Origin of the sequence: Streptomyces dioscori, from assembly GCF_003024195.1 — a bacterium.
Lineage (GTDB): Bacteria > Actinomycetota > Actinomycetes > Streptomycetales > Streptomycetaceae > Streptomyces > Streptomyces dioscori.
Genome location: NZ_KZ679038.1, coordinates 401,142 through 427,794 on the forward strand (window position 1 = coordinate 401,142; position 26,653 = coordinate 427,794).

The 26,653-nt window shown below is 71.0% G+C and carries 24 protein-coding genes and 1 pseudogene; 9 read left to right on the forward strand and 16 right to left on the reverse strand.

The annotated features are described in order from the left end of the window. Positions 1–107: 107 nt before the first annotated feature. The 3 genes and pseudogenes from C6Y14_RS01670 to C6Y14_RS01675 all read right to left on the reverse strand — a co-directional run bounded on the left by C6Y14_RS01670 (position 108) and on the right by C6Y14_RS01675 (position 2,191). Entirely contained in the window at positions 108–821 is a 714-nt protein-coding gene (locus C6Y14_RS01670) for a hypothetical protein (protein ID WP_107014606.1), read from the reverse strand. Positions 822–1,072: 251 nt separating this feature from the next. Further along, a pseudogene (locus C6Y14_RS45800) lies at positions 1,073–1,159 on the reverse strand (short-chain dehydrogenase/reductase); the annotation flags it as partial. A 126-nt stretch (positions 1,160–1,285) separates the two neighbouring features. Then, the gene (locus C6Y14_RS01675) at positions 1,286–2,191 is read right to left on the reverse strand and encodes an AraC family transcriptional regulator (protein ID WP_107014607.1); all 906 of its coding nucleotides are present in this window, start codon (positions 2,189–2,191) and stop codon (positions 1,286–1,288) included. Positions 2,192–2,398: 207 nt separating this feature from the next. On the opposite strand from C6Y14_RS01675, the gene C6Y14_RS01680 reads away from it, so the two are divergent. The 3 genes from C6Y14_RS01680 to C6Y14_RS01690 all read left to right on the forward strand — a co-directional run bounded on the left by C6Y14_RS01680 (position 2,399) and on the right by C6Y14_RS01690 (position 6,503). After that, positions 2,399–2,716, forward strand: coding sequence for a putative quinol monooxygenase (locus C6Y14_RS01680; protein ID WP_107014608.1), 318 nt, complete (start codon positions 2,399–2,401; stop codon positions 2,714–2,716). A gap of 84 nt (positions 2,717–2,800) precedes the next feature. Then, complete coding sequence (locus C6Y14_RS01685) at positions 2,801–3,877, forward strand: alpha/beta hydrolase fold domain-containing protein (protein WP_107014609.1); 1,077 nt, start codon at positions 2,801–2,803, stop codon at positions 3,875–3,877. A gap of 346 nt (positions 3,878–4,223) precedes the next feature. Further along, a complete protein-coding gene (locus C6Y14_RS01690; protein ID WP_225890831.1) occupies positions 4,224–6,503 on the forward strand; it encodes a M4 family metallopeptidase in 2,280 nt (759 codons plus the stop codon). Between the two features lie 111 nt (positions 6,504–6,614). Here the strand turns inward: C6Y14_RS01690 and C6Y14_RS01695 are convergent, their stop codons facing one another. Genes C6Y14_RS01695 through C6Y14_RS01705 form a run of 3 tightly spaced genes read right to left on the reverse strand, consistent with a single transcriptional unit; the run spans position 6,615 to position 8,897 of the window. Then, positions 6,615–7,586, reverse strand: a complete 972-nt coding sequence (locus C6Y14_RS01695; RefSeq protein ID WP_107014611.1) for an alpha/beta fold hydrolase — start codon at positions 7,584–7,586, stop codon at positions 6,615–6,617. After that, positions 7,586–7,819, reverse strand: a complete 234-nt coding sequence (locus tag C6Y14_RS43885; protein ID WP_159074146.1) for an acyl carrier protein — start codon at positions 7,817–7,819, stop codon at positions 7,586–7,588. The genes C6Y14_RS01695 and C6Y14_RS43885 overlap by 1 nt, the downstream gene beginning before the upstream one ends. A 37-nt stretch (positions 7,820–7,856) precedes the next feature. Continuing rightward, positions 7,857–8,897, reverse strand: a complete 1,041-nt coding sequence (locus C6Y14_RS01705; RefSeq protein WP_107014613.1) for a beta-ketoacyl-ACP synthase III — start codon at positions 8,895–8,897, stop codon at positions 7,857–7,859. Between the two features lie 194 nt (positions 8,898–9,091). On the opposite strand from C6Y14_RS01705, the gene C6Y14_RS01710 reads away from it, so the two are divergent. Then, a complete protein-coding gene (locus C6Y14_RS01710) occupies positions 9,092–10,348 on the forward strand; it encodes a hypothetical protein (RefSeq protein ID WP_107014614.1) in 1,257 nt (418 codons plus the stop codon). Positions 10,349–10,438: 90 nt separating this feature from the next. Here C6Y14_RS01710 and C6Y14_RS01715 read toward each other — a convergent pair whose 3' ends face one another. The 4 genes from C6Y14_RS01715 to C6Y14_RS01730 all read right to left on the reverse strand — a co-directional run bounded on the left by C6Y14_RS01715 (position 10,439) and on the right by C6Y14_RS01730 (position 13,971). Then, on the reverse strand, positions 10,439–11,233 hold the full coding sequence (locus tag C6Y14_RS01715) for an HD domain-containing protein (RefSeq protein WP_225890832.1): 795 nt from the start codon (positions 11,231–11,233) through the stop codon (positions 10,439–10,441). Between the two features lie 246 nt (positions 11,234–11,479). Continuing rightward, on the reverse strand, positions 11,480–12,223 hold the full coding sequence (locus tag C6Y14_RS01720; RefSeq protein WP_107014616.1) for a TetR/AcrR family transcriptional regulator: 744 nt from the start codon (positions 12,221–12,223) through the stop codon (positions 11,480–11,482). A gap of 188 nt (positions 12,224–12,411) precedes the next feature. Next, complete coding sequence (locus tag C6Y14_RS01725) at positions 12,412–13,557, reverse strand: RNA polymerase sigma factor (protein WP_107014617.1); 1,146 nt, start codon at positions 13,555–13,557, stop codon at positions 12,412–12,414. 6 nt (positions 13,558–13,563) lie between these two features. Then, on the reverse strand, positions 13,564–13,971 hold the full coding sequence (locus C6Y14_RS01730) for a YciI family protein (RefSeq protein ID WP_107014618.1): 408 nt from the start codon (positions 13,969–13,971) through the stop codon (positions 13,564–13,566). A 560-nt stretch (positions 13,972–14,531) separates the two neighbouring features. Between C6Y14_RS01730 and C6Y14_RS01735 the strand changes: the two genes are divergently transcribed. Beyond that, positions 14,532–16,766 carry a catalase gene (locus tag C6Y14_RS01735; protein ID WP_318658048.1) on the forward strand — a complete coding sequence of 745 codons (2,235 nt, stop codon included), beginning with the start codon at positions 14,532–14,534 and terminating at the stop codon, positions 16,764–16,766. A 154-nt stretch (positions 16,767–16,920) separates the two neighbouring features. On the opposite strand, the gene C6Y14_RS01740 is transcribed toward C6Y14_RS01735, so the two are convergent. The 6 genes from C6Y14_RS01740 to C6Y14_RS01765 form a co-directional block, all read right to left on the reverse strand. Beyond that, positions 16,921–17,487 (reverse strand): type 1 glutamine amidotransferase domain-containing protein, encoded by a 567-nt coding sequence (locus C6Y14_RS01740; RefSeq protein ID WP_107014620.1) that lies wholly within the window; start codon positions 17,485–17,487, stop codon positions 16,921–16,923. A gap of 96 nt (positions 17,488–17,583) precedes the next feature. After that, on the reverse strand, positions 17,584–18,144 hold the full coding sequence (dps, locus tag C6Y14_RS01745; protein ID WP_107015132.1) for a DNA starvation/stationary phase protection protein Dps: 561 nt from the start codon (positions 18,142–18,144) through the stop codon (positions 17,584–17,586). A gap of 81 nt (positions 18,145–18,225) precedes the next feature. After that, positions 18,226–19,137 carry a glycosyltransferase gene (locus C6Y14_RS01750; protein ID WP_225890833.1) on the reverse strand — a complete coding sequence of 304 codons (912 nt, stop codon included), beginning with the start codon at positions 19,135–19,137 and terminating at the stop codon, positions 18,226–18,228. Next, positions 19,134–19,769: a class I SAM-dependent methyltransferase gene (locus C6Y14_RS01755; protein WP_107015134.1), complete on the reverse strand. Its 636-nt coding sequence runs from the start codon at positions 19,767–19,769 to the stop codon at positions 19,134–19,136. Before C6Y14_RS01755 ends, C6Y14_RS01750 begins: the two co-directional genes overlap by 4 nt. 83 nt (positions 19,770–19,852) lie before the next feature. Beyond that, positions 19,853–20,860, reverse strand: coding sequence for a PIG-L deacetylase family protein (locus tag C6Y14_RS01760; RefSeq protein WP_199854591.1), 1,008 nt, complete (start codon positions 20,858–20,860; stop codon positions 19,853–19,855). Next, positions 20,857–22,032 carry an acyl-CoA dehydrogenase family protein gene (locus C6Y14_RS01765; RefSeq protein WP_199854592.1) on the reverse strand — a complete coding sequence of 392 codons (1,176 nt, stop codon included), beginning with the start codon at positions 22,030–22,032 and terminating at the stop codon, positions 20,857–20,859. Before C6Y14_RS01765 ends, C6Y14_RS01760 begins: the two co-directional genes overlap by 4 nt. Positions 22,033–22,430: 398 nt before the next feature. Between C6Y14_RS01765 and C6Y14_RS01770 the strand changes: the two genes are divergently transcribed. From C6Y14_RS01770 to C6Y14_RS01785, 4 genes are all read left to right on the forward strand, one after another. Further along, positions 22,431–23,309, forward strand: a complete 879-nt coding sequence (locus C6Y14_RS01770; protein WP_225890890.1) for a formylglycine-generating enzyme family protein — start codon at positions 22,431–22,433, stop codon at positions 23,307–23,309. A gap of 230 nt (positions 23,310–23,539) precedes the next feature. After that, positions 23,540–24,820, forward strand: a complete 1,281-nt coding sequence (locus tag C6Y14_RS01775; RefSeq protein WP_199854593.1) for an ROK family protein — start codon at positions 23,540–23,542, stop codon at positions 24,818–24,820. Positions 24,821–24,851: 31 nt separating this feature from the next. Further along, positions 24,852–25,670: an ABC transporter permease gene (locus C6Y14_RS01780; protein ID WP_107014622.1), complete on the forward strand. Its 819-nt coding sequence runs from the start codon at positions 24,852–24,854 to the stop codon at positions 25,668–25,670. Continuing rightward, entirely contained in the window at positions 25,667–26,521 is an 855-nt protein-coding gene (locus C6Y14_RS01785) for an ABC transporter ATP-binding protein (RefSeq protein ID WP_107014623.1), read from the forward strand. Before C6Y14_RS01780 ends, C6Y14_RS01785 begins: the two co-directional genes overlap by 4 nt. Positions 26,522–26,653 lie beyond the last annotated feature (132 nt).

A 26,653-nucleotide genomic window follows, 5' to 3' on the forward strand; every position in this document is an offset into this window, starting at 1 on the left:
CAGTGCTCCATGTCGTCCCGGACACTAACGGCCGCTACTGACAACGGCCGTAGCTCACACGTCAGTTGGAGACCACCGCACCGTGTGCGGTGCCATCGGCGAGCGCCCTAGGAGGCCGTTTTCAGGGCCGTTTCGACCTTGGTGACCTGCCGGGAGATCAGTTCGTCCTGCAGCACCGGCATGAACTCCGCCTTCTTCTCCTGCGACAAGGTGGAGCCGAAACCGCCGGTGGCGCTGAAGAAGCAAAGGACGTCGGCTGTGCGCACGATCTCGTACACCGTGTGCTGCTCGATCCCGTCCCGGGTGTGGACCATGGTCGCTCTCAGCGCCTCGTCGCCCGACGCCGCGGTGTCTTCCACGGTGAGTCCCGCCTTCACCGGCCCGCCTCCGGTTTCGGCCTGGAAGACCACGGACGGGCACTTCCGGAGCGACGCCTCGACCGAGGCCAACACCTGCTTCGCCTCACCGGCCGGATAGGTGGTCAGCTTGACGCTGCGGGTCGTCGCGCCACCGTCGCGGTCGCCGAGATTCAGCACGGTGTACCCGACCGCGCCCTCGCCCCACCCGCGCCGGAGCATGGTGATCGCGGGCCCACAGGCCTCCGGAGTGGCATCGGTCCCCGCGCCCGTCATGTCCTTCGGTGTTTCCGCCCCCAACCCGTGTACATACTCGGTCGCTTCCGCCTTCGTCAGCCGCGCCGCTTCCAGCTGGTGCTGGTCGAGTGAGCGCGCCCCGGCCGGAGCGGAGGTCTTCGGCTTTTCGGCATCGTGCGCCGAACAACCGCTCGCTGCCAGAACCCCGACGACCAGGGCGACGGCCACGGCGTCACGTCTTCGCCGATCGGAGCCGCCCTGCAGCCGATGTGTACGCGTTCGAGGAAACATCCCCAGCCCTCCGCAGATGAAGCAGTCGGCTTGAGATCCTAGGTGAGCCGCGCCCGACGTCCGCACCTCGTCAACTGGGCTGACTACAAGGCGAGTACGGCTGTCGCGCCGTCCGCCCTGGGGTCCGTTGCCGCGTCGAGTTCGTTGGCGCGCAGGCGGGCCCTCTGTGCTGTCACTCCGCCAACCGTTCACTTCGCCTGGGCGAGCCGGACCACGTCCGGGCCTGCCGGGAAGCGCGGCTGCCCGGTCGTGCCGTGCACGGCCCGCCACACCGTCCCGGAGCCGCACTCACGGAACTGGTGCAGCACGGCCTGTGTTACGGCCATCAGGCCGAACGTGTTGGTCTCGAAGATCCCCCGTGCGCATCGTGGCGATGACGTTCCACCCCGAGCCGCGCCCGTTCAAGGCAGGGCGCCCGCCGGAGTGCGTACGGCGTCGCGCAGGCGGGCCGCGTCCTGGCTCGGGGGCGCGCCGAACTGGCGGCGGTACTCACGGCTGAACTGTGACGGGTTGTCGTAGCCGACGCGCCGGCCGACTCCGGTGACCTCGCCCGGGTGGGTGGCGAGCAGCAGCCGGGCCTCCTGCAGCCGGATCTGCTTCTGGAACTGGATGGGGCTCATCGCCGTCACCGCCTGGAAGTTGCGGTAGAAGGCGGAGACGCTCATGCCGGACATCCGCGCCACGTCCTCGACCAGGAAGGGTTCCGCGTAGTGCTCGCGGATCCAGCCGACGGCCCGGGAGACATGACTCAACCGGCTGTCCGCGAGGCCGAGTTGACGGACCGCCGCGCCCTGCTCGCCGGTGATCACGCGCCACAGGATCTCGCGTTTGACGAGCGGGGCCAGTACGGCGCGGTCGCGGGGCTCGTCGAGCAGGCGCACCATCCGGACCACCGCGTCGAGCAGCGCGGGCGAGGCGTCGCTGACAGCCATCGCCGACGGCGTTCCCGCGTCCGGGCGGGGGTTGTCCCCGGGCCCTGCCCGCAACAGCAGTTCGGCGACGGCGGAGGGCTCCAGGATGAGCCCGAAGCCGAGGGCCGGCTGCTCGGGTTCGACCCGGAGGAACTGTCCGGTGACAGGCAGGTCGACGGACGCGACCAGATACTGACCGGCGCCGTACTCATAGACCCGGTCGCCCAGCGCGAGGCGTTTGGCGCCCTGGGCGATGACGGCGAGCACCGTGCCCGACATGGAGGGTTCGGGCGGATCCGGTCGGTCGACCTTCGAGATCAGGACGCCGTCGATGGCGGTGGTCCAGTCGGGCCGTGCATGCCGCGCCAGCAGAGTTCGAAGCTCTTCGAAACACATGGGTCCATTGCAGCACCATTCGGCCTCCCCGCTCCGGCCGCCGCGAGGATTGTGCAAGTGACGACGAGCATCGTTCTAACGTTTCCGCAGGTCAGATCGGTTCAATGGAACCACCGCACCACATCGTGCTCCACCGGTCGAGAAGACCGAACGACCCCGACGACCGAGATGACCGAATAGACCGAGAAGCCCGAGAGGAAGCCGTAAATGATCGTCACCTATGGGTTCAACGCCGTACTGACCGCCAAGCCCGGGATGGGAGACCGGCTGGTCGACCTGCTGCTGACCGGCCTGGACGAGGGCAGTCCCGGCGCGAGCGAGCACTGCCTCCTCTACCTCGTCTGCCGTTCCGCGTCCGACCCCGATGTCGTCCAGGTCACCGAGGGATGGAGCAGCGAGGAGGACCATCACCGGATCTTCGCCGGTGAGGCCGCGCAGGCCATCGTGGCCGAGATCGACGGGCTGCTGGCCCAGGAATCCACGTACACCGACTACGTCCCGGTCCGCGGAAAGGCCACCTTCTGACGCGGCCCCGCCACGCCCCACACCGTCCTACCCTGCCCCGCCTGTCACCACCCACCGGCCCACCCCTCACGAAGGGCAACAACCATGACCACCACCCCCCGACCCGGCCTGGACCCCGAACTGCGCGCCCTGCTGGCCGACATGCCGCTGATCCCGCAGCTCACCACGGAAGTTCTCGCCCAGCTGCGCCAACTCCCCTCCACGTCCGTCGACTCGCTGCTCGCCCATCGGCAGGTCGCCCGGCGCGAGATCACCGCGCCCGCCAAGGACGGCGTCCCGATCCCCCTGTCGGTCCTCAGCCCCGCGAACACCGAACACGGCACCGCCTCGCCCTGCGTGTACTGGATGCACGGCGGCGGAATGGTCATGGGCGATCGCTTCTCGCAGCTCGACATCCCGCTGGAGTGGCTCGACGAGTTCGGAGCGGTCGTGGTCTCCGTGGACTACCGGCTCGCACCGGAGGCCACCGGGAGGACCCTGGTCGACGACTGCTACCAGGGCCTGCTCTGGATCACCGAACACGCCGGGGAACTCGGTATCGACCCCGACCGGATCATCGTGGCCGGTGCCAGCGCGGGCGGCGGTCTCGCCGCCGGGGTCGCGCTGCTCGCCCGCGACCTCGGCGGCCCGGCGATCGCTGCGCAGATACTGATCTGCCCCATGCTCGACCATCGCAACACCAGCGTCTCCAGCCGCCAGTACGCCGACGGACCCGGCGTCTGGACGCGCCAGATGAACGAGTTCGGCTGGCGTGCCGTCCTCGGCCACCTCGACCGCCTCGGAGACCTCGGGGATCTGGGGGATCTGGGGGATCTCGGGGATCTCGGAGACCTCGGGGATCTCTCAAGCCTCCCGAGCCTCGACGGCGCGGAGGTGGTGTCGCCGTACATCTCCCCCGCCCTGGCCGACAACCTCTCGGCCCTGCCGACCGCCTACATCGACACCGGCTCGGCCGAGGTCTTCCGCGACGAGGACACCGACTACGCCACTCGCATCTGGGCGGCCGGCGGCCAGGCCGAACTCCATGTCTGGGCGGGCGGATTCCACCGATTCGACACCCTCTACCCACAGGCACCCATCTCGGTCACGGCCCGCCGGACCCGTACCGAATGGCTCGCCCGGCACCTGTGCCGGAACTCGCAACGGAGCCACCCGGCATAGCCGTCGAGGGCCCCGATGGACCGCGGCCGAAAACATGTGCCGCGAGTGAGGAACTCCCAGCAAGCAATGGTCAATTCAAGCCGTTGTCTTGTCACATCCATGACAACCTGTGCATCGGATGTCACTCTGCTGTCGAACGTTCACCCTTCGTTCACACCGCCACACCCCCCACTCACACATCCCCCGTACCCCCACGTCTCACGCGCCGCCGAGTTCTCCGGCGCCTTCGTGTGCACCTCGTGCTGCGCTTCTTCCCGCTCCACCCCCCTTTCGGGCCGGCCGTACCCCGCCGGACCGCTCACCGTCGGCGTCCACCAGACGCCGGCCGTCGCAGGAGGAGAAGACATTGTCCGGGCCCCATCGCTTTACCCACCGGCGCAGACGCGCCGCAGCCCTCGCCCTCACCACCGCGAGCTCGCTGCTCGTCCTCGGCGTCCAGGGCGCACCCGTGTCGGCCGCGCCCGCCGACCCGGGTTCCAGCCCCTCGAAGATCGTCGCCACACCGCGCGCCGGGGCCGCCCAGCCCGCCCTGTCTCCCGCCGCGCGCACCGCGCTGCTCAAGAGCGCCACCGCCAAGTCAGGTGACACGGCGAAGCAACTCGGCCTCGGTTCCCGCGAGAAGCTCGTCGTCAAGGATGTCGTCAAGGACGCCGACGGCACGACCCACACGCGGTACGAGCGCACGTACGCGGGACTTCCGGTCCTCGGCGGCGACCTGGTGCTGCACGTGAAGAAGGGCCGGACCACCACGACCAAGGCGACCCGCGCCACCATCACGGTGCCGACGACCACGCCGAAGATCTCCGCGACCGGCGCCGCGGACAAGGCCCTGGCCGTCGGCAAGGCGGCCGACGTGGAGAAGTCCGCGATCGAGGGCAAGCCCCGCCTCGTCGTGTGGGCCGCCGGGTCCGCCAAGCCGGTCCTGGCCTGGGAGTCCGTCGTCGAAGGGGTCCAGGACGACGGCACGCCCAGCGAACTGCACGTCGTCACCGACGCGAGCACCGGGAAGGTCGCAGCCGAGTACGAGGGCGTGCACACCGGAACGGGTCACGGCCAGTACAACGGCGAGGTGTCCGTCGGCAGCACGCTCTCCGGTTCCTCGTACCAGCTCGTCGACGGCGACCGCGCCGGGCAGCGTACGTACGACCTGAACCAGGGAACGTCCGGCACGGGCACCCTCTTCTCCGATGACAACGATGTCTGGGGTGACGGCACCCCGGGCAACCGGCAGACCGCCGGCGTGGACGTCGCCTTCGGCGCCGCGGCGACCTGGGACTACTACAAGGACGTCCACAACCGCAACGGCATCCGCAACGACGGTGTCGCCGCCTACAGCCGCGCCCACTACGGCAACAACTACGTCAACGCCTTCTGGCAGGACTCCTGCTTCTGCATGACGTACGGGGACGGCGCGGGCAACGCGGCGCCGCTGACGTCGCTCGACGTGGCGGCCCACGAGATGAGCCACGGCGTCACCGCGGCGACCGCCAACCTGACGTACTCGGGTGAGTCGGGCGGCCTCAACGAGGCGACCTCGGACATCTTCGCCGCGGCCGTCGAGTTCAACGCCGGTCTTGAGGCGGACGTCCCCGACTACCTGGTCGGCGAGAAGATCGACATCAACGGCGACGGCACGCCGCTGCGCTACATGGACAAGCCCTCCAAGGACAGCCGCTCCCGCGACTACTGGGACGCCTCGCTGGGCAGCATCGACGTCCACTACTCCTCCGGTCCCGCGAACCACTTCTTCTACCTGCTGTCCGAGGGCAGCGGGGCGAAGACGATCAACGGGGTCGACTACGACAGCCCGACCGTCGACGGTGTCGCTGTGGCGGGCATCGGCATCGAGAACGCGGCCGACATCTGGTACCGCGCGCTGTCGACGTACATGACGTCCTCGACCAACTACGCGGGCGCCAGGACGGCGACACTGCAGGCCGCGACCGATCTCTTCGGGGCCTACAGCGACACCTACCTCGCCGTGGCCGCCGCCTGGGCGGGCATCAACGTCGGCGACCGCATCGCGCTCGGGACCAACCTCGCCCCGATCGACGACCAGCTCTCCGGCGTCGGCCAGGACGTGTCCCTGCAGATCGAGGCCTACACCACCAACTCGGACTCGCCCCTGACCTACGAGGTCACCGGCCTGCCCGACGGCCTGACCGCGAGCGACGGCGGACTGATCACCGGGGTGCCGACCACCACCGGCACCAGCGAGGTGACCGTGACGGTCACCGACGGCACGGGCTCCACGGCCTCCGACACCTTCGAGTGGCGCGTGGCGAACATCTACGGCAGCTCCACCCGTGTCGACATCCCCGACAACGGTGCCGCCGTCGAATCGCCCATCACCATCACGGGCCGCCCGGGCAACGCCTCGGCGACCACCGAGGTGTACGTCAACATCGTCCACACCTACCGGGGCGACCTGACGGTCGATCTGGTGGGCCCCGACGGAACCGTGTACTCGCTGCTGAACCGCAGCGGGGGTTCCGCGGACAACGTGAACCAGACCTTCACGGTGAACGCCTCGGCGCAGCCCGTCGACGGCACGTGGAAGCTGCGGGTGCGTGACGTGGCGGCGATCGACGTGGGCTACATCCAGCAGTGGCGCATCACTCCCTGACGCTCCCTGACTCCCTGGACGCCCCCTGACGCCCTGTCGACACGACAGACCGCCCGCTCGGACCGTGCCATGGTCCGGGCGGGCGGTGCCGTGCGGGCGGGCCGGTGGCTCCTACCTCAGCGCCCCGAGCCGTTCCGGTGCGGTCGTGTAAGGGAGGCCGTCGAGCGGGAGGTCGGTGAGGAAGCGCAGGATCAGGTCCGCGTACTCGGCTTCCCGTTCCAGGTGCACCATGTGGTCGGCGTCGCGGACCAGCAGGAAGGTCGAATCGGCGATGGCGGCTGCCACGGCACGGTTCTCGTCCGGGGTGCTGACGTCGTCGTGCTCGCCGGTGAACACCAGCGCGCGCACGGCGTCGATGGTCTCGGACGGGAGCGGGTCCGAGGCGAGCAGGCGACGGTGGCAGACGGCGTGACGGCGGGCCGCGGCCGGGGTGATCCGGGCGAACTGCCGGTGCAGCATCCGTGCCACGGTGGCCGACTGGGAGACCTGGTCCCGCAGAGCGGTGTTCAGCAGCGTGGCGGCGGCGCGGCCCGCGATCTCCCGCGAGCCGGAGTCCGAGAGTGTCCCGTCGACGTCGTCCGCGAGCGCGGCCCGCGCACTCCACACCTGCTCGCAGTCGGAGACCAGCCGCGGGTTCATCCGGTGCGTGGCCCCCGCCAGGACGAGCCGGGCGACCCGCGCCGGCCGGCTCAGGGCGGCCCGGTAGGCGATCGGCGCGCCGTACGAGGCGCCCAGGAGGTTGATCCGGTCGAAGCCGAGCCGGTCGGCGACCAGCAGCGCGGCCTCGGCGAGCGCGTCGAAGCCCTGCTCGGCAGGCAGGTCGTCGGCGGTTCCGACACCGGGCAGGTCGACGAACACCAGCGGCAGGTGGGCGCTGAGCCTGCGCTCCAGCCGGGGCCACGCGTACATGTCCTGGAGGGCGCCACCGAGCAGGAGCAGGGGTTCGGTGACCGGGGGCCGGTCCGAGGTGATGACACGGCAGGTGTAGCGCAGGCCGCGCCATTCCAGGGGTACGAGCTCTTCCCTGGTCTCCTCGGGCGCGTTCCACTCGGGCGGGTTCCACACGGAGGGGACGGTCGCCATCACGGGTTCCCGGCGGCTCGGCTCGCGATGAGGTCGGCCAGGGCGTTGACGGTGGGGGCGCACGAGAGTTCGTCCTCGGTGAGGAACAGGCCCATGCGGTCCTCCAGTTGCATGGACAGCACGGTCACCGCCATGGAGTCGATACCGGCGTCGGCCAGGGTCGCGTCGGCGGTGATGGGCGCGGGGGGCAGGCCCGCCTGCGCCGTGAGGATGCCTTTGAGTTCTTCCAGCACGTGCTTCGTTTCCTTACGTTCCTGGGCAGATGGATCTCTACAGCTCCGCGGTGATGCCCGGGGGCCATACGAGGCTGGTGGCGGCCCAGGCGAGCCCGCTGCCGAAAGCGACAACGAGCACGCGGTGCCCAGGTTTCAGCTTCCCCTCGTCCGCGGCGTGGGCGAGCAGCAGCGGGACGGAGGCCGCCGCGGTGTTGCCGACGTGGGCGATGTTCGAGGGCGTGCGCTCGGGCGGGATGCCGAGGGCGTCGGCCACGGAGGCGGCGATGCGCCCGTTGGCCTGGTGGACGATCAGCCGGTCGACCTCGTCGAGCGCCCATCCGGCGGCCTGTGCCGCGTCCCGGGCTGCCTGGCTCATCCGGCGCACCGCGTGCCGGAAGACCTCGTTTCCGCGCATGTGAACGAAGAAGTCGCTCGCGGGCGCGGTGTCCCGCCGGTCGCGCTCCCGGGCTCCGCCGGCCGGGATGACGATGGCGTCGGCGAGCGAACCGTCGCTTCCCCAGGCGAACGATCCGAGTGCGCCGTCCTGGCCCGGAAGTCCGGCCTCCAGGACCATGGCTCCCGCGCCGTCGCCGAAGAGCGGGGCAGTCGCGCGGTCCTCGGAGTCGATGATGGCGGACATCGTCTCCGCGCCCACGACGACGACCCTGCGGGCGCTGCCCGCGCTGATCAGACCGGCGGCGACGGCCGACGCGTACACGAATCCCGCGCAGCCGGCGGTGACGTCGAACGCGATCGTGTCGCGCAGGCCGAGCCGGTGGGCGACCGCGGGCGCGGTGGCGGGGCAGTGGTGGTCCGGGGTGGTCGTGGCCAGGACCACGGCGTCGGCGTCCGTGACGCCGGCCGACCGCATCGCCCGTCGCGCGGCTTCCACGGCCAGGTCTCCCGTGGACACCTCCGTGTCCGCGCGGCGACGCTCCTGGATGCCGATTCTCTCCCGGATCCACGCGTCGCTGCTGTCCAGCCGGGAGCACAGCTCGTCGTTGGTCACGCGACGGGGTGGAAGATGGGACCCCACACCCGTCACCACCGCGGCCGGCCCCAGCGGTTCACGGAGTTCCGCACTCGAAACGTTCATTTACTAAGCGTACTTGAGTGAAGGCGGAGAGTTATCTGCGAACCCGGCACCTCATGGGACGGGAGAGGGGTGAGAGCAGTGGTGGGCGCGTCGGAGTGGTCGGCGCAAGGGAGTTCGAACCATCATGAACGGGTTCATATAGGCTGCGTACGCTGCCCTTTGCAGCCTTGTTCCTTCCCCGGGAGAGTCTTTCAGTGACCGTAGTGACCGCTCAAACCGAACCGGCCGTTCCGCCCGTCGACCAGGTGCCCGGACAGGCCGCCGCGGAAACCGGGGAGTTCTGGGTCGAGCCCGAGGCGTCCGTCGACGAGGTGTCGGCGGACGGGGCGCGCGAGGAGACTCCGGCCGCCGGGGCGCACACCGAGCCTCCGGCGGACGAGGCGCACGCCCAGGATCCGGCGGACGAGGCGCACGCCCAGGTCGCTGGGGACGATGCGGACGCCGACGTCACACCGGACGACGTGCCCGCCGAGATCACGCGGGACGCCCAGGACTTCGGGGCGTACGTGCGGGCGGGCGGCTGGGCGTTCGCGCTGAAGGTGGCGCGCAGCGTGCGGCCCGGCGGCGAGACGCCGGGTGAGACGCGGAAGGTCTCGGCGAAGGCCTTCGCGGAGCTGGCCGGGTGCTCTCCCGAGCGGGTCATGCGCTACTACAAGGCGTGGGACAAGGCGGCCGACGACGGTCTCGTCCCGTACTTCGAGGCGCTGGCGCCCGGGCAGGACGTGGAGCTGCCGGACTCCGACGTGTGGCACTCGTACTACGTCTCCCGGTCCAGCGCCTCCTCCGAGCGCGGCACGGCGATCACCGCGGCGGCCGAGGCCGAGGGCATCCGGCCGACGAAGGCCCTGGAGGTCGCCGAGAACCCCACCGCGCTGCGGGCGGCGATCCTCGCCGACCCCTCCACGGCGAAGGCGGCCCGCGCGGCGCTTCTCGACCGGCTCCAGGAGGACCCGGCGCTGCAGACGGAGTGGGCCCGTGACATCGCGCGCACCGACGACCTGAAGAAGGCGGTGGCCACCGAGACGCAGGCGGCCAGCCGCATCGGCTATGTCCGCGACATCGTGGAGAACGGTCAGGTCAAGACGCCCGCGGGGCAGACGATCGACGCCTCCGCGGAGCTGCGCGCCGAGGCCGAGCGCCACCTCTCGCTCATCGACGAGCTGGACGAGACCGAGGACACCAGCGAGTGGGCCTCCGAGGCGTTCGACTCGATGAAGGACATCGTCGCCCAGACCATCCAGGCCGACCCGGAACTCCGTCTGCAGGAGCGGCGTACGAAGTTCTACAGCAGCCTGCAGAAGGCGACGAAGGTCTTCGAGGAGCTGACCTTCGACGACGCCGACGACCTCGACAACCTCTACGAGGACGACATGCTGCAGCGTCTGGAGGAGCTGCAGGAGGCCATCAGCAGTTGCATCACCACCCTGCGCAAGGCGGCACCGGGCAAGTGAGCGTGCCGCCCTGACAGGGCGGCCCCGGTCGGTCGGCCGACTCTGCGCGGCCGGCCGTCACTCCTCGTACGGTCGTCACTCGTCCAACGGTCACTCCTCGAACGGCGCGGCGAGCAGGAGATCCTCGACCGTGGGCACCGGGAATTCGGGGAGGTGACGGCGGCCGACTTCGGCGAAGGGGTGCATGAGCACCGACATGGGTTTGGTGCGGCACAGCGAAAGAATGTTGTCGAGCGCGTCCTTCTTGAACCCTTCCCTGGGGAAGGCCGCCAGTATTTCCTCAAGGGTGTCGGGCGGAATGCGCTGCAGTTCGTTCCCCGAGAAATCGACTCCCGAGCCCACGGAGACCATCGCGATCTCAGGCCTCTTCCGCGTGGCGATACCGGCGTTGGTGTGCAGGGCGATCGCGTCCCAGACGACCGCCACGCGTTCGGCCGGCACGCGCTGTTCCCGCAGGAATCGCTGTGCGGCGTCGGCGCCGTCGACCTCGAAGCGCTCGTCCGGGGTCTGGTACGCCCTGACCAGCCCGAGGTCGTGCAGTGCGGCGGCGACGAACGCGAGTTCCCTGTCGTAGCGGACGCCGCCTCGGTCGTAGAGCAGGGAGCCGAACAGGTACGTCCGCATGACGTGGTTGTAGAGCGTCCCCGAGGACACGCTCCGCACGAACTGCGCTGTCCTCTGCGCCAGTTCGCTGGTGGGGATGCGCACTCCGGCCACGGTCCTGGGCAGGGTGTCCGCACCGGAGGCGGAGGCGTGGGCGCGCGCCGCCGGTTCCGCTGCTGCGGCGGGAGCGGACACCGCGGTGGCGAGCGCGGAAACCGCGCCGATCGCGGCGACACCGGCGCCACGCCCGAGTGCCGTGCGCCGGGTGACACCTTCACTCACGCCGTTCTTGCCGAAATCGCTCGAACTGGTATTGCTCGAACTGGGATTGCTCGTACGTGAATTATCCGTACGTGCATTGCCCGTACGTGCATTGCTCATACGTGCATCGCTCGTGCCGTCATTGCTCTTGTGGGACATGCGGACAGCCTTCTCGTCGGCGGTTGATGCCACGAGCCTATGGACGGCGCCGCGGAGCGAACAGCGGCGAAAATGCCGATCAACTCCGGATTCTCGCCAGCGCGGCTCTCAACCGGCCTGGTCCGCCGACGGAATGCGGTCGAAGATGTCCTTGAGGGTGTTCCGCATCCCCAGGCAGAAGATTTCGGCGGGGTGTTCACCCAGGAACGTGGTGTGCCCGAACACCTCCAGGACGACCAGGCCGTGCATGTGCCCCCACGCGCTCATGACGAGTGCGGTCATGAGCGGCGGCAGAGCGTCCTGACCGGTCGGCGGCAACCCGTCCAGATATGCCACGAACCCGGGCGACAGCTCCGAGGCGTCGACCGCGGCCAGTTGTGCCGGGGTGAAGCCGGCGAACATCTCACGCTCGAAGATCGCGCCCATCCGGCGCACCGCCTGGGTGGTCACTCCCTCGACGGGAGCCTCGTAGTACCTCAACGGAGTGCCGTACAGGAGCTGGAACCGCTCGGGATGGTCGACGGCCCACCGGCGATAGCCCTCGGCGGCGGCCACCACCCGCTCCAGGGGCGAGTCCTCCCGTGAGACGTCGACGGCACCCTGGACGGCGTCGCCCAGGGCTTCGTACGCCTTCGCTATGAGGGCCGTGACCAGCTCGTCGCGGCTCGGGAAGTAGTGGTAGAGCGCCTGCACGGTCATGCCGAGGCTCCGGGCGACGGCACGCAGCGACAGGGCCGCGGGGCCGCTCTCGGCGATCTGGCGTTCGGCCGCGTCCAGGATTTCCTGGGTGGCGGCCGCTCGCCGCCGCTGACGCAGAGAGGGCAGGGCGGTCGTGTGTCCGTCGACGGGCATACGGCGACCGTACGACGTCAACTCCGCCCGCGTACGCCGATTTTGAAAACCAAGAGGAAAATCTGACACTGTCAGGCAGACTGCGTGCGGCTCAGTCGCCCCGTCACGCAGCGGCCCCGTCGGTCGGCCACTACGTCATGCTGCGGCCCCCTCGGTCGGCCGCCCCGTCGCTCGGCGGCCCGGATCAATCAGCCGCGCAGCTCCGCGTTGAGCCGTGCGGCCTGGCGGGTGAGGTGGTCCCGTTCGGGGAGGCTGGGCGCCGACCGGGCGGCCTCGGCGTAGAGCCGTGCCGCGGTCGTCAGGTCGCCGTCGCGCTCGTGCAGGTAGGCCGCGACGGCCGTGTGACGGGGCAGTGAGGGGTCGAGCCGCGCCAGGGCGGTCAGGCCCGCGCGCGGGCCGTCGGCCTCGCCCACCGCGACGGCCCGGTTCAGGCGCGCCACCGGGTTGCCGGTCAGGCGTACCAGCTCGTCGTACCACTCGACGATCTGCACCCAGTCGGTCTCCGCGGCGCACCGGGCGTCGGCGTGCAGCGCGGCAACGGCGGCCTGCGCCTGGAACTCGCCCAGCCGGTCGCGGGCGAGGGCCGCTTGGAGAATGCCGACTCCTTCCGCGATGAGCCGGGTGTCCCACAGGCTTCGGTCCTGCTCGGCGAGGGGTACGAGTCTGCCGTCGGCGCCGGTCCGTGCTGGGCGCCGCGCGTGGTGGAGCAGCATGAGCGCCAGCAGGCCCGCGACCTCCTCGTGCTCGGTCCCGGCGGCGAGGTGGCGGGTGAGCCGGATCGCCTCGGCGGCCAGGTCGACGTCGCCGGAGTAGCCCTCGTTGAAGACCAGGTAGAGCACGCGCAGGACCGTGGAGACGTCACCGGGCCGGTTGAGGCGGACGTCCGAGACGGTCCGCTTGGCCCGGCTGATCCGCTGGGCCATGGTCGCCTCCGGCACGAGGTAGGCCTGGGCGATCTGCCGTGTGGTCAGGCCGCCGACCGCGCGCAGCGTGAGGGCGACGGCCGAGGCCGGTGTCAGGGCCGGGTGCGCGCACAGGAAGTACAGCTGGAGCGTGTCGTCGGCCGCCTCTCCCGGACCCGGCACGGGCTCGCGGTCGACGCGTACCTCCCGGTGCCGCCGGGAGGTGTCGGCGCGGACGGCGTCGAGGAACTTGCGCCACGCCGCTGTGACCAGCCAGCCCTTCGGATCCCGCGGCGGGTCGTCCGGCCAGACCCGCACGGCCTCGACGAGGGCGTCCTGCACGGCGTCCTCGGCCGCCGCGAAGTCGGCTCCGCGACGGACGAGGACGGCGAGCACGGCGGGCGTGAGCGTCCGCAGCAGTGACTCGTCCACCGTGTGTCAGTCCGTGACGTTCACGCACGGGGACAGGAACGGCCGCACTTCCAGCCACTCCCGCACCGGCTTCCCGCCCGCGCCCGGCGCCGCGGACAGCTCGCCGGCCACTTCGAGCGCCCGCTCGTAGGTCTCGACGTCGATCACCATCCAGCCGGCGATCAGGTCCTTGGTCTCGGCGAACGGGCCGTCGGTGACCGGCGGCCGTCCCTCGCCGTCATGGCGCACGAACGTGCCCTCCGACGACAGGGCCTGGCTGTCGACGAACTCGCCGTTGCCTTCGAGGCGCGCCGCGAGATCATCCATGTACCGCGCGTGGGCCGAGACCTCCTCGGGCGTCCACCGGTCCATCGGCACGTCGTCGAGGGGTGCCGGACCGCCCCGGTAGTGCTTGAGCAGCAAGTACTTGGCCATCGTGTTCTCCCTGATGCGGTACGGCCCCTGGTGGCCGTGTCCCCTGCGAGGACGGAGCCGCGCACGGGTTCTCGACATTCCCCCGGACATTTTCCTCGCGGACTTCGGGACGCGGCGCGCAAGGAGGCTACAACCGGGGACGACGGGGGTTCCTGGTGATGGCGGACCCCGAGGGCAACGAGTTCCGCGGCCTGCCTGACGGGCCCTTCGAGCTCGACGACGAGGGCCGCGCGCGCACTGTCTCGGCTGACCGGCGCTCCTCCCCCGTACGGCGGATTTCGACCGCCCTCGGCGGCCGTTCCGGACCGCTCCCGGTCGCGGGCCCGGACTGCTCCCGGGGTGCGCTGCGCCGTCTGCGCGGCGGAAGCGACCGCCGCCCGGGTGAAACTCCACCGCCTCGGCCGGGGCGCCGCGTCGCTTTCATCAGAAGGGGTACCTGGCATCCGCGGATCTCAGGCGACCCTCCATGTGACGGACAGAGTCGGTTCCGCGCTTCCCCCAGAGATCGGAACGCTGTGAGCGCCAAGAAGAAGAACCCTGTGAAGGCCGCCACCGGCAAAGTGGCCAAGAAGGTTCAGGAGGCCGTCCACCCCGGCAACGAGATCCCCGGGGCACCTGGTCCGGTACCCCCGCCGCTCGACGAGCCGACCGAGCCGGCCGGACCGCTGTCCCCCAAACCGGATCAGCGCGGCCCGGACACGTACAGCCCCACCGGGCAGGAGACGGGTGTCCCGCAGGACAAGGTGGCGCAAGGCGGCGAGTACCTGACCACCGCACAGGGCGCGCGGCTGTACGAGACCGACCACTCGCTCAAGGCCGGGGCGCGCGGGCCGGTGCTGCTCCAGGACCATCACCTGCGGGAGAAGATCACCCACTTCGACCACGAGCGCATCCCGGAGCGGGTGGTGCACGCCCGCGGCGCCGCCGCGCACGGCGTCTTCCAGGGGTACGGCACCGCAGGCCAGATCACCAAGGCCGCGTTCCTGGGCAAGGACGTGGAGACGCCCGTCTTCGTGCGGTTCTCCACCGTCCTCGGCTCGCGCGGCTCCGCCGACACCGTGCGCGACACCCGGGGCTTCGCGACGAAGTTCTACACCGACGAGGGCGTCTTCGACCTGGTCGGCAACAACATCCCGGTGTTCTTCATCCAGGACGCGATCAAGTTCCCCGATGTGATCCACGCGGGCAAGCCGCACCCGGACCGGGAGATCCCGCAGGCGCAGAGCGCCCACGACTCGTTCTGGGACTTCGTCACCCTGCACACCGAGGCCACCCACCACACGCTGTGGAACATGTCCGACCGCGGCATCCCGCGCTCGTACCGGATGATGGAGGGCTTCGGCGTCCACACCTTCCGGTTCGTGAACGCCGACGGCGCGACGACGTTGGTGAAGTTCCACTGGAAGCCGAAGCTCGGCGTGCACTCCCTGGTCTGGGAGGAAGCCCAGATCACCGCCGGTGTGGACCCCGACTTCCACCGCCGCGACCTCGCCGACGCGATCGAGGCCGGCGCGTGTCCGCAGTGGGAGCTCGGCGTCCAGACCTTCCCCGACACCGACGACCAGCTGTTCGAGGGCATCGACCTCCTGGACCCGACCAAGATCGTGCCGGAGGAACTCGCCCCGGTGCAGCCGATCGGCCTGCTCACCCTGAACGCCAACCCCTCGAACTACTTCGCCGAGACCGAACAGGTCGCCTTCCACCTCGGCCATCTCGTGCCCGGTATCGACGTCACCAACGACCCGCTGCTCCAGGGCCGCCTGTTCTCCTACCTCGACACCCAGATCAGCCGGCTCGGCGGCCCCAACTTCGGCCAGCTGCCCATCAACCGCCCCCACACCCCGGTCAACGACATGCTGCGCGACGGCATGCACCAGACCGCCGTCCACCGCGGCGCCGCCCCCTACCGGCCCAACTCCCTCGACGGCGGCTGCCCCTTCCTGGCCGACGAGGACACCGGCGCGTACATCGAGGTCCCCGAGCCGGTGCACGCGGACCGCAAGGTCCGTGACGCGGCGGCCTCCTTCGACGACCACTACAGCCAGGCGCGGCTGTTCTGGCTGAGCATGACGCCGACCGAGCGGGAGCACATCGTCGCCGCGTACACCTTCGAGCTCAGCAAGTGCTGGGAGCAGACGATCAAGGAACGGGCCCTGCAGGTCCTGGCCAACATCGACTCCGAGCTGTGCGGTGAGGTCGCGACCGGCCTGGGGCTGCCCGCACCCGCGCCCACCATCAAACTGGCCGAGCCCGATCCCAGCCCGGCACTGTCCCAGCTCGGCGCCACCTGGCCGCTGGACGGCCGGATCGTCGGCATCGTCGCCTCGGGCGACCAGGATCTGGCCGGCGTACGGTCCATCCGCCAGGCGGTCCTGGACGCGGGGATGGTGCCCCTGGTCATCGCCCCGGCCGGTGGTGTGCTCGACGCCGACGGTGATCCCGTCACCGTGCAGCGCACGTTCGCCAACGCCCGCTCCACGGAGTTCGACGCCATTCTGCTGGCCGGTGCGCCCACGCCGGGCGCCGACGCGTACGGGGCCCGCGACGCGAAGGTCGACGACGTCGCGGTGGCGTCGGGCATCGACCCCCGGCTGCTGCTCATGCTCACCGAGGCGTTCCGCCACGGCAAGGCGCTCGGCGCCTGGTCCGACGGGGCGGACGCGCTGGAGGCGGCCGGGATCGCGCTCGACGCGTCCGGTGTGGTGACCGCGGACTCGGCCGACGCGGCGCTGGAGCGCGTCACCGAGCTGATGGCCGGTCACCGGGCCTGGGACCGCTTCACCCAGCCCGTCTGATCCCGCACGCGATCCGCCCCGTGGTCCCCGCCTAGTCGGGCGGGAACCACGGGGCGGATATCGGACTGACGGGCCACGGGGGCCTACGGCCAAGTGAGGTTCAGGAGCCGAGCCAGGTTCAGCGACCGAGTCAGGTTCAGGGGCCGAGCCAGGTTCAGGAGCCGACCAAGGCCTTGTCGATGGCGCTCACGAACGCGTCGAGGTCCTTGGGCGTCCGGGAGGTGACCAGGGTGTAGCCGTTCGCGCTGTCGCTCACGGCCTCCTCGTCCACCCACTCCTTGGCGCCCGCGTTGCGGATGTCGGTGCGTACGGAGGGGTAGGACGTCAGCGTCTTGCCGTTCAGGACGTCGGCCTCCACCAGAGCCCAGGGGCCGTGGCAGATCGCGGCGATCGGACGGCCCGACGACGCGAACGCCTTGACCGTCTCCAGCGCCTTGCTCTCCAGACGGAGCTGGTCGGCGTTGATGGTGCCGCCGGGGAGCAGCAGCAGCTGGTACGCGCCGGGGTCCAGCGCGTCGAGCGTCGTGTCGGGCTCGACCGTCTCTCCGGGGTCCTTGTCGCCCACCAGCGTCTGGACGGGATCCGAGCTCACGGCCGCGACGGTGACGTCCGCCCCGTTCTCCCGCAGCCTGCGGACCGGTACCACCAACTCGTCCTGCTCCACTCCGTAGTTGGTGACGAGCACCAGGACCCGGTTGCCGTCGAGCGGCTTGTCGGACATGTCGGTGAGCCTTTCTGTCGTCGCGGGGGGGCGGAATGTGCCCGCATGCTCTGCCCGTGCGATGTGTCTGTGTGGTGTGCCCGTGTGGTGTGTCCGTCAGGACTTCGAGGCCTTCTCGGCGGCGCCCGCCTCGGTGGTGGCGTCGGCCGTGGTGAGGGTGCCGCCCGCGGTCTCCAGGTGAGCCCGTACGAACCACTGGAACTGCTCCAGGTCACGCAGCTGCTCGATCAGCAGGTCCTCGGTGGCCGGGTCGAGGTCGCCCGCCGTCTCGACCGCGGCACGCACGTCCTGGACCAGGCCGGTGTACACGACGTCGAGCGCGCCGAGGTGGGCGATCGCGTCCGCCCGCTCCACGCTGTAGTCCTTCCACGTGCGCTCCTCGACCAGCGTGCCGGGAGTGCCGTGGGCGACACCTCCGAGCGCCGCGAGGCGCTCCGCGACATCGTCGGCCATGTCACGTACGCGGTCGACCTGCGGGTCGAGCATCTCGTGTACGGCGATGAAGTGCGGCCCCACCACGTTCCAGTGGACGTGCTTGAGCGTGAGGTGGAGATCGTTGAGGGCGTGCAGCCGCAGTTGCAGCAGCTCGATGAGCGTGGAGGCGTTCTCCACGGTGAGGCCCGGGACGGTGTAGCGGGGGGTGGCCTGAGAAGCCATGTTCATGTCTCCTGTCTCGTGCATTTTGTACTCTTTATACGACCAGTGCCCGACTCGTGCAGCGTGCGCATCGCGTACGGCTCATAGGTGGTGTACGGGTACGTCTCGTACGGATTTGCCCCCTCCCGGTACCCCTGGTGTGCGAACGCAATCCACCCCGGCCCCATCCGGACCGGCGGGCGCGGCATGCGGCCCCGGGGTGAGGCGCAGGGAGGCGAGGAGGTCGGCGAGGCCTCCGGGGGCCCTGCCCCGCAGTCGGGCGGCTGTGTGCACGGGATGCCGGTCGGTGCGGGCGACTCGATGGCCCGTCGCGATCAGCCGGGCCGCGAGGTCGCGGTCCTCGCCGGTGGGCAGCGGGGCGAAGCCGCCCACCCGCAGATAGGCCGCGGCGGAGACGCCCAGGTTCGCGCCGTGGACGTGCGGGTGCTCCCACGCTCCCCCTGGCGCGTGGAAACGGCGGGTGCGGAAGTAGGCGGCGTCGTGCCGCGCCACCAGGAGTGCGTCGGCCGTGGTGGGGGCGAGGCGGATGGTGCCCAGGACCATGTCGTGGCCCTCCCCCGCCCGTGCGACCTGGTGGGCGAGCCAGGCCGGGGGCACGGTGGTGTCGGCGTCGGTCATGGCCAGCCACACGTCCCCGTCGGCGTCGCCGTCGCCGTCGCCGTCGGCATCGGCATCGGCATCGGCATCGGCCAGCAGTTCCAGTGCGCGGTCGACGCCGGCCGCCCTCGCGACTCCGACGTTGCGGCTACGGGTCTCCACCACATGCGCTCCCCCGCGGGCCGCCAGCCTCGCTGTGGCGTCCGTGCAGGCGTCCGCGACCACCACGATCAGCACGGGCAGCGGGGCCACACGTGCGGCGGCCGTGCGCAGACTCCGCAGACAGGCGGCGATACGGCGTTCCTCGTCGTGCGCGGGAACGACGACGGCCACGGCGGACAGCCGTGTACGGGGCCCCGTACGAGACCTCGTACCGGGCTTGGTACGAGACCTCACGCCAGGCCTTCCGCGCGGGCCGGAGAGAGCGCCGGTCCCGGACCCCGGCCGCGCTCGTGGACGGTGAGGGTGAAGTCGGGATCGTCGTAACGCGCCAGCCGTCTCAGGCCGCTCAGCGTGTCGAGGTGGCCGGCGATGTCGCGGCCCGTGCAGGTGTGCTCGGCGACCGGGTGGTTCCAGTGCACGGTTATCAGGTGCCCGCCTTCGTTCAGGCTCGCCACGCTCTGTCGGACAAGCCGCTCACGGGTGCCGGTGTCGAAGTAGTAGAGGAGTTCCGACAGCACCACGAGGTCGAAGGGCTCCTCGGGCCACTCCTCGGGTACGGTCATCCGCCGAACCGTGACGTGGTCCAGGCTTGTGGTGCGCCGAGCGGTGGACTCGACGGCCGAGGCGATGCGGTCGGTTGCGAGCAGTTGGTCGCAGCGGGCCGCCAGGAGCTCGGTCAGCACACCCACCGAACAGCCCGGCTCGAAGGCCCGCGCGTAGCGGGGACGGGGCAGCGCCGCCGCCGTCAGGGTGTACTTGCGTCGGTCGTACCAGCGCTCACCGAGGTGCCAGGGGTCGGCGGCCGTGGCGTACTGGTCGTCGAAGTAGCTCGCGGGGGTGTTCGCGCGGGTCCCCTCGGAAGCGATCTCGGAAGCGTTCTCGGAAGCCTTCTCGGAGGTGTCCGCGGCGGTTTCCGCGGGTGCGTCGACGCGTGCTTCCGCGGGTGTGTTCACCGGATCACCGTCTCGAAGGCGCGGGTGTGGTGGGCGATCTCCGCCGTGGGCAGCACCGGCGCGATGCCCGCGCCCCGCGGCTCCAGCTGGCTGCTGAAGCGTGCCAGGGCCGCCTTCTTGCGGTCGGTCACCGGTTCGGGGAGAGGGAGGACGGCGGCCCGGTGCCAGGGCACGCGGGGGTCGTGGGGGCGGGCCCAGTGCCACATCCACACCGGGTAGGACCACACCGGTGTGGAACCGGCGCGACCCGCGTGTCGAGCGGCGCGGCCGGCGGCCTCGTGATCACTGTGCAGGTCGCCCTCCCACGGCGCCACGCACAGGGCCGCTCCGACGGCGCCGAGGAGTTCGCCGATGATGGCTCGGGCTTCGCTCTCGTGCTCGGGCCGGTCGAGGGCGGTGTCGGGCAGGCCCGCGTACACCGGGTCGGGCAGCTCTCCCAGCTCTCGCAGCGCCGCGGACAGTTCGGCTCGGCGCCGGGCGGCCAGCCGCGCCCGCGCGGAGGGTGTGCCGGGGCCGTGCGAGGCCTCCCCGTCGCTCAGGCACACGGTGTGGACCTCCACACCCGCCTGGAGGAGGGCGGCGATGGTGCCGCCGAAGCCCAGTACTTCGTCGTCGGGGTGGGCTGCCACCACGACGACGGGGCCCGCCGGAAGGACCAGGCGTGGCAGGTGGTCCGGCAGGCGGGCCTCCTGCCACTCGGCCTCGTCGGTGCCCTGTGCGTCGATCGCGGCGGCGGCTGCTTGCCTCGTAGCGGCGGCGGTGTTCTCGCGGACGGTGAGGTCGGTCAGGTCGGTCAGGTCGTCGACGCGCTGACCGTGGGCGGTCTGCTCGTCGGCGGTCGGTCCGTCGACGGTCAACCCGTCGGCCGCCCGCCTGTCGACGGTCGGCCCGTCAGACGTCGGTCCGTCGGCCGTCAACCCGTCGGCCGCTCGCCTGTCGACGGTCGGCCCGTCAGGCGTCAGCCCGTCGACGGTCGGCCCGTCGGCCGTCTTCGGCGTGCTCATCGGGCCGCCTCCGGCGCGTCGGCCACGGAGGTGGCGGAGTTCGCGGGGTTCGCAGGGCCCGTGGTGACGGCAGGATTCGCGCCGGCCGCAGATTCCGCGACGGGCACGGGGCCCAAGGTGTCCGCGACGGGCACGGGGCCCACAGGGTCCGCGACGGGCGTGGAATCCGTCACGGCCGGGAAGTCCGTGGTGGCCAGGCGGCCCAGTTCGGCCAGGTTCGACTCGGCGTGGTGCTGGCGGACGTACACCGTAAGGTCCGCCACCGCGCGGGCGTGCCGTTCGTCGCGGCACAGCGGCCCGGCGCCGGTGGCACGCCCGACGTGTTCCAGAACCTCCGTGCACACCTTTTCGGCCAGGGCCCGCACCCGCAGGCTGCGTACCCGTGCTTCCTCGCGTACGTCGAAGGGGTCGGCGTCGATGGCGTCGCCCGCCTGGCGCAGCACGGTGTCGGCGGTGTGCAGCAGCATGTCGACCGCTCCGAGATGCGCGGCCGCGTGACCGTTCAGCTGCCCCGCCGCCGCTCGCCCGTACAGCGGCGCGGCGACCGCGTGCGCACCACCGAGCCAGCAGGCCGCCACCCCGATTCCCCCGTGCTGGAAACCGGGGCGCAGCACATAGCCGTCCACCCCTCCGACGGCTCGTGCGGGCACGTCGGTGAACGACACGTCCAGGCTGTCACTGCCTGCCATGCCGATCGCCGGCCAGGTTCCTTCGACGGCCTGGGCGCCCGGGTGGTCGAGGGCGACGGCGAACAGGCGGTAGCCGTCGTCGGCGTCAGCGGTCACCAGGGCGTGCGTGCAGCTGCGGGCACCTGAGCAGTAGGGCTTGACGCCGCTGATCCGCCACCCCTGGCCGCTGCGGGTGGCGTGCACGCCGGGGCCGGGCGGGCGCGCGGCCCACACTCCCCAGCGCTCCCCTTCGGTGGGCAGGGAGTCGTCCAGTTCGTGCAGGATCGCCGCCGCGTCCAGGTGTCCTTCCGCGAGCCGCGCCAGGGACAGGTCACGGCGCCCGAGAGCGCTCAGGACGGCGAAGCGATGTGCCGTCGACCGGCCCGGCAGAGGCACCCCGGAGGCCTCGCGCTCGACGAAGTGGGCGAACAGGTCAGCCGTCCGCCGCTCCGGGGAACGCGGGGAGCGCACGGGGTCGGTCACTTCGGGGGGCGTGGCGTTCACGCGGGCCTCCTGCACACATTGTCCGTCTGAAACGCTTCGTCCCGATTGCCCAGCGCATCTGCCGACAAACGGCCAGAAGACGACTCGACAGCGCACATGGGTGGCCTGTACAGCCCAGCATCGGGCAGCGCCCCGACCCCTGCCACTTCGCAAGGTCCGAGGCGTATCCCGGCCCGCCGGCCGGGCGGAGCCCGTAATGATCAGCTCCTCCCGGGTGCCGTAGCCTCGAACGGAGATCACTTCTTGAGGGAGGCCGGGTGGACGAGGCGGAGTCCGGGAGCTGTTGCGCGCCCTCGGTCGACCGGGGCGCGACGGGGCTCGCCCTCGGTGCCACGGTCTGTGCCGCGGCGGAGCGTTCCCCGGCGGATCGCGCCACCGGGAACCGCGCGCCGGACGAGGTGCGGGACCAGGGCAAGGGAGCTCCGTACCGGGACGCGAGCGTGCTGCTGAGCGGCGGTTCCTTCCTGATGGGAACCCGGGACACGGACGGCTTCCCCGACGACGGCGAGGGCCCCGTGCGCGAGGTCGTCCTCTCACCTTTCCGGATCGACGCCCATGCCGTGTCCAACGAACGGTTCGCCCGGTTCGCCGAGGCGACCGGTCACGTCACCGAGGCGGAGCGCTTCGGCTGGTCGTTCGTCTTCGCCGGATTCCTCCCCGCCACCCTGCGGCGCGGCGCGGCCCGGCCGCCGCAGACGCCCTGGTGGTGCGGGGTCGAGGGAGCGACCTGGCGGACCCCGGAAGGGCCGGGCAGCTCGGTGGCGGACCGCGGCGACCACCCCGTGGTGCACCTCTCCTGGAACGACGCCGCCGCCTACTGCCGCTGGGCCGGGGCACGGCTGCCCACCGAGGCCGAGTGGGAGTACGCGGCCCGGGGCGGCCTGGTACAGAACCGCTACCCCTGGGGTGACGAGCTGACGCCGGCGGGCGAGCACCGCTGCAACATCTGGCAGGGGCACTTCCCGACCAAGAACACCGCCGAGGACGGCTACCGGGGTACGGCGCCGGTGGACGCGTACGAACCCAACGGCCACGGGCTCCACAACATGTCCGGGAACGTGTGGGAGTGGTGCGCCGACCGGTGGGGCACGCGGCACTCCACGCGCCCACGCACCGATCCGAAGGGCCCGTCACAGGGCGCGTCCCGCGTCATGCGCGGTGGCTCCTACCTCTGCCACAGCTCGTACTGCAACCGCTACCGCGTCGCCGCCCGTACGGCCAACACACCCGACAGCAGCACGGGCAACCTCGGTTTCCGCTGCGCCTGGGACGCCTGAAAGACCCCGTCCCGAGGGCCCCGTCCGCGTGGCCACCACACACAAACGCGGCCGGACCCCTCGCCCGGTGACCGCAACATTGCAGCCTCATGAAACGTGACCGCCTCGCAAGGCAGCTCCCAACAGCGCTCTGACCTGTATTTTCACGGCTGTAAGGAGCTCGGGCCCGGGCTTGCTGATTTATTCCGGACTGTTGACGTAAAAGCTGCCGAGTCCGCATCCTGTGCCCCATGGCACACGACCACGAGGGTCCCCTGGCACGGCTGCGCCGTGGTCACGAGGAACTCGTCCTGCGGCAGATGCGCACCCACGGCCCGCTCAACAGGGCCGAGTTGGGGCGGCTGACAGGGCTGTCCCGTACGACGCTGTACGACATCGTGTCCGCACTGGTGGACAGCGGAGCGGTCGTGGCCACGGCTCCCGCCCCCGCCGAGCGCCGCCGCGGCCGGCCGGTCGAGACCCTTACCCTCCACCGGGACGCGGGCCAGGCCATCGGCATCGACTTCGCGCGGCGCGCGGTGCACGTCGCCGCGGTCAACGTCGCCCACGAGGTGATCGGTTCCGCGAGCGCCCCGCACGGCGCGGGGCTGTCCTGGGAGAAGCGTGTCGATCTCGCCGCACGGCTGGTCGGCGGACTCGCCGGGGGCACCCTGCGCCTGGGAGCGCTCAGCGCCATCGGTGTGGGCGTGGTCGGCCCGGTCCACGACGCCCCCGCGACCGACGCCGCCAGCACGGGGACCCCGGCCACCAGCACCGCAGCCTCCGGCACTCCGGCCACCGGCGCCGCGACCACCGCGACCCGCGCCGCCGAACGGCCCGGCTCACCCGCGGGTGGCGTACCCCGGCCCCACGAGGACCTGCCGGTACTGCTGCGCAAGCGCTTCGGCGTACCCGTGCTGCTCGACAACAACACCCGGCTCGCGGCGCTGGCCGAGGCGACCTGGGGAGCGGCGGCCGGTGTCCAGGACGTGCTCTATCTGCGGCTGTCGCACGGCGTCGGCGGAGGGCTGGTCGTGGGCGGCGCCCTGCACCGGGGTGCCCGCGGACTGTCCGGCGAGTTCGGCCACATCACGGCCGAACCGGACGGGCGCCGATGTTCGTGCGGCAAGGACGGCTGTCTGGAGACGGTGGCCTCGATCGGCGCCGTACTCGACGCCCATCCCGGCGCCGGCGATCTGGACGGCTTCCTCGCGGCGCTGCCCACGGATCCGGCCGCACGCCGTGTGATGGACGACGTCGGAACCCGGGTGGGGACCGTCCTCGCGGCCGTCTGCAACGCGGTCGGCCCGCACGTCACGGTGCTCGGCGGCGAACTCGCCGAGGCCGGACCCGCCCTCTTCGAACCCGTCGAACGCGCCCTGTCCGCCCATCTGATGCCGGTCTCCCGGCCGGACATCGATCTGCGGCCGGCCACGCTCGGCGAGGTGGGCGGCGCGCTCGGCGCCATCGCGCTGGTCCTGCACGACTCCCCCCTGCTCACCCGCTATCACACACCGAATTCCGTGGAGTGACCGTGACCGTCCCCGAACCGCCGAGGTCGCCATGACCGTGCTCACCGCACCCGACAAACGGCCCGACAAGCCGCCCGCCGCGTCGGGCCGGCGGCGCCGGTCCCGGACCGTGCCCCCGTTCGCGCTCAACCTGGCGGCACTCACCCTGGGCATCACCGTGTGGGCCGTGGCCACCTCGGCCCACCTGGTCGACGTACCGGGCCCGTTGTCGGTCGGCTCCCGCGCCCTGCAGATGGCGGGCGACGGCACACTCGGCGAGGACGCGCTGGCGAGCCTGCGCCGGGTCTTCCTCGGCTTCGCCCTGGGCACCCTGCTCGCCGTGCCCGTCGGGTTCCTCATGGGCTGGTACCCGCTGGCCCGCGGTCTGCTCGAACCGTACGTGCAGTTCTTCCGGACCGTCCCACCGCTGGCGATCATCCCTCTCGCCATCGTGACCATGGGCATCGGTGAGACACCCAAGGTCTTCGTCATCTTCCTGGCGGCGTTCCTGTCCAGTGTGGTCGCCGCGTTCCAGGGGGTGATCGGCGTGGACAGCACGCTCGTCAACGCGGCCCGGGTGCTCGGCGCCCGGGATCGCGTGATCTTCCTCAAGGTGGTCGTTCCGGCCGCCACACCGTTCCTGCTCGTCGGTATGCGCATCGGACTCGGAGCCTCCTGGGCCACGGTCGTCGCGGCCGAACTCATCGCCGCGGACAAGGGCCTCGGCTACGAGATGATGCACGCGCAGACCTACTACGACCTGCCGACCATCTTCGTCGGGCTGATCAGCATCGGGGTGATCGGCCTGGTGATGGACCGGCTGCTGCTGCGCGCGGAACGCCATCTGACCGCCTGGCAGGAGCGACGATGAAACCCTCACTCAGTAAGTCGGATGCGTCCGACGCCTCCGCCGCGCCGGATGGGTTCGATGCGTCCGCCGCCAAGATCTCCTTTCGGGGCGCCGGCAAGACGTTCCCCTTGAAGCAGGGAGAGTTCACCGCCCTCGACGAGGTGTCGCTGGACATCGCCGACCGCGAGTTCGTCACGGTCGTGGGTCCCTCGGGCTGCGGCAAGTCGACGCTTCTGAACCTGGCCGCCGGGCTCGCCGAACCCACCACCGGGCAGGTACTGGTCGACGGAGCCGTCGTGACGGGCCCCGGCCCCGAACGCGGCGTCATCTTCCAGCAGTACGCGCTCTTCCCCTGGCTCACCGTGCGCGGAAATGTCGAGTTCGGGCTCAAGCTCACCTCCCTGTCCGCCGCCGAGCGGCGCCGCAAGGCCGACCACGCCATCGAACTCGTCGGCCTCGCGGATTTCGCCGACGCGCTGCCCAAGACGCTGTCGGGTGGGATGAAGCAGCGCTGTGCGATCGCCCGGGCCTATGCCGTCGATCCTGACGTCCTGCTGATGGATGAGCCGTTCGGGGCGCTGGATGCGCTCACGCGGGTGCAGATGCAGGACCAGTTGCTGGACACCTGGACTCGGGAGCGGCGGACCGTCCTCTTCGTCACGCATGACGTCGACGAGGCCGTGTATCTCGCGCGGCGCGTTGTGGTGATGGCGGCTCGGCCGGGGCGTGTCCATCGGGTCATCGAGGTGGATCTGCCCTATCCGCGGACCGAGGAGTTGCGGTTGTCCCCTGAATTCGCTCGCATTCGCAATGAGGTCTGGCATGCGGTGTATCACCAGGAACCGGCGGGCTCGGTGGCCCCGGTGACCTGACCGGCTGTCGGCTGCGGTCTTCTTCGCCCCCGCCGCCCCTACCCGTCCCGTCACTGCATGGGGGCTGCGCCCCCTCTCCCCCCTGATCGCGCTGCGCGCTCGTCCTCAAACGCCGGACGGGCTGGAACGAAC

Coding starts and splice junctions, on each gene's coding strand:
- C6Y14_RS01675 (WP_107014607.1), bottom strand. CDS start 2,191: ATGTGTTTCGAAGAGCTTCGAACTCTGCTGGCGCGGCATGCACGGCCC.
- C6Y14_RS01680 (WP_107014608.1), top strand. CDS start 2,399: ATGATCGTCACCTATGGGTTCAACGCCGTACTGACCGCCAAGCCCGGG.
- C6Y14_RS01685 (WP_107014609.1), top strand. CDS start 2,801: ATGACCACCACCCCCCGACCCGGCCTGGACCCCGAACTGCGCGCCCTG.
- C6Y14_RS01695 (WP_107014611.1), bottom strand. CDS start 7,586: ATGGCGACCGTCCCCTCCGTGTGGAACCCGCCCGAGTGGAACGCGCCC.
- C6Y14_RS01705 (WP_107014613.1), bottom strand. CDS start 8,897: ATGAACGTTTCGAGTGCGGAACTCCGTGAACCGCTGGGGCCGGCCGCG.
- C6Y14_RS01720 (WP_107014616.1), bottom strand. CDS start 12,223: ATGCCCGTCGACGGACACACGACCGCCCTGCCCTCTCTGCGTCAGCGG.
- C6Y14_RS01730 (WP_107014618.1), bottom strand. CDS start 13,971: ATGGCCAAGTACTTGCTGCTCAAGCACTACCGGGGCGGTCCGGCACCC.
- C6Y14_RS01740 (WP_107014620.1), bottom strand. CDS start 17,487: ATGTCCGACAAGCCGCTCGACGGCAACCGGGTCCTGGTGCTCGTCACC.
- dps (WP_107015132.1), bottom strand. CDS start 18,144: ATGGCTTCTCAGGCCACCCCCCGCTACACCGTCCCGGGCCTCACCGTG.
- C6Y14_RS01760 (WP_199854591.1), bottom strand. CDS start 20,860: ATGAGCACGCCGAAGACGGCCGACGGGCCGACCGTCGACGGGCTGACG.
- C6Y14_RS01775 (WP_199854593.1), top strand. CDS start 23,540: ATGGCACACGACCACGAGGGTCCCCTGGCACGGCTGCGCCGTGGTCAC.
- C6Y14_RS01780 (WP_107014622.1), top strand. CDS start 24,852: ATGACCGTGCTCACCGCACCCGACAAACGGCCCGACAAGCCGCCCGCC.
- C6Y14_RS01785 (WP_107014623.1), top strand. CDS start 25,667: ATGAAACCCTCACTCAGTAAGTCGGATGCGTCCGACGCCTCCGCCGCG.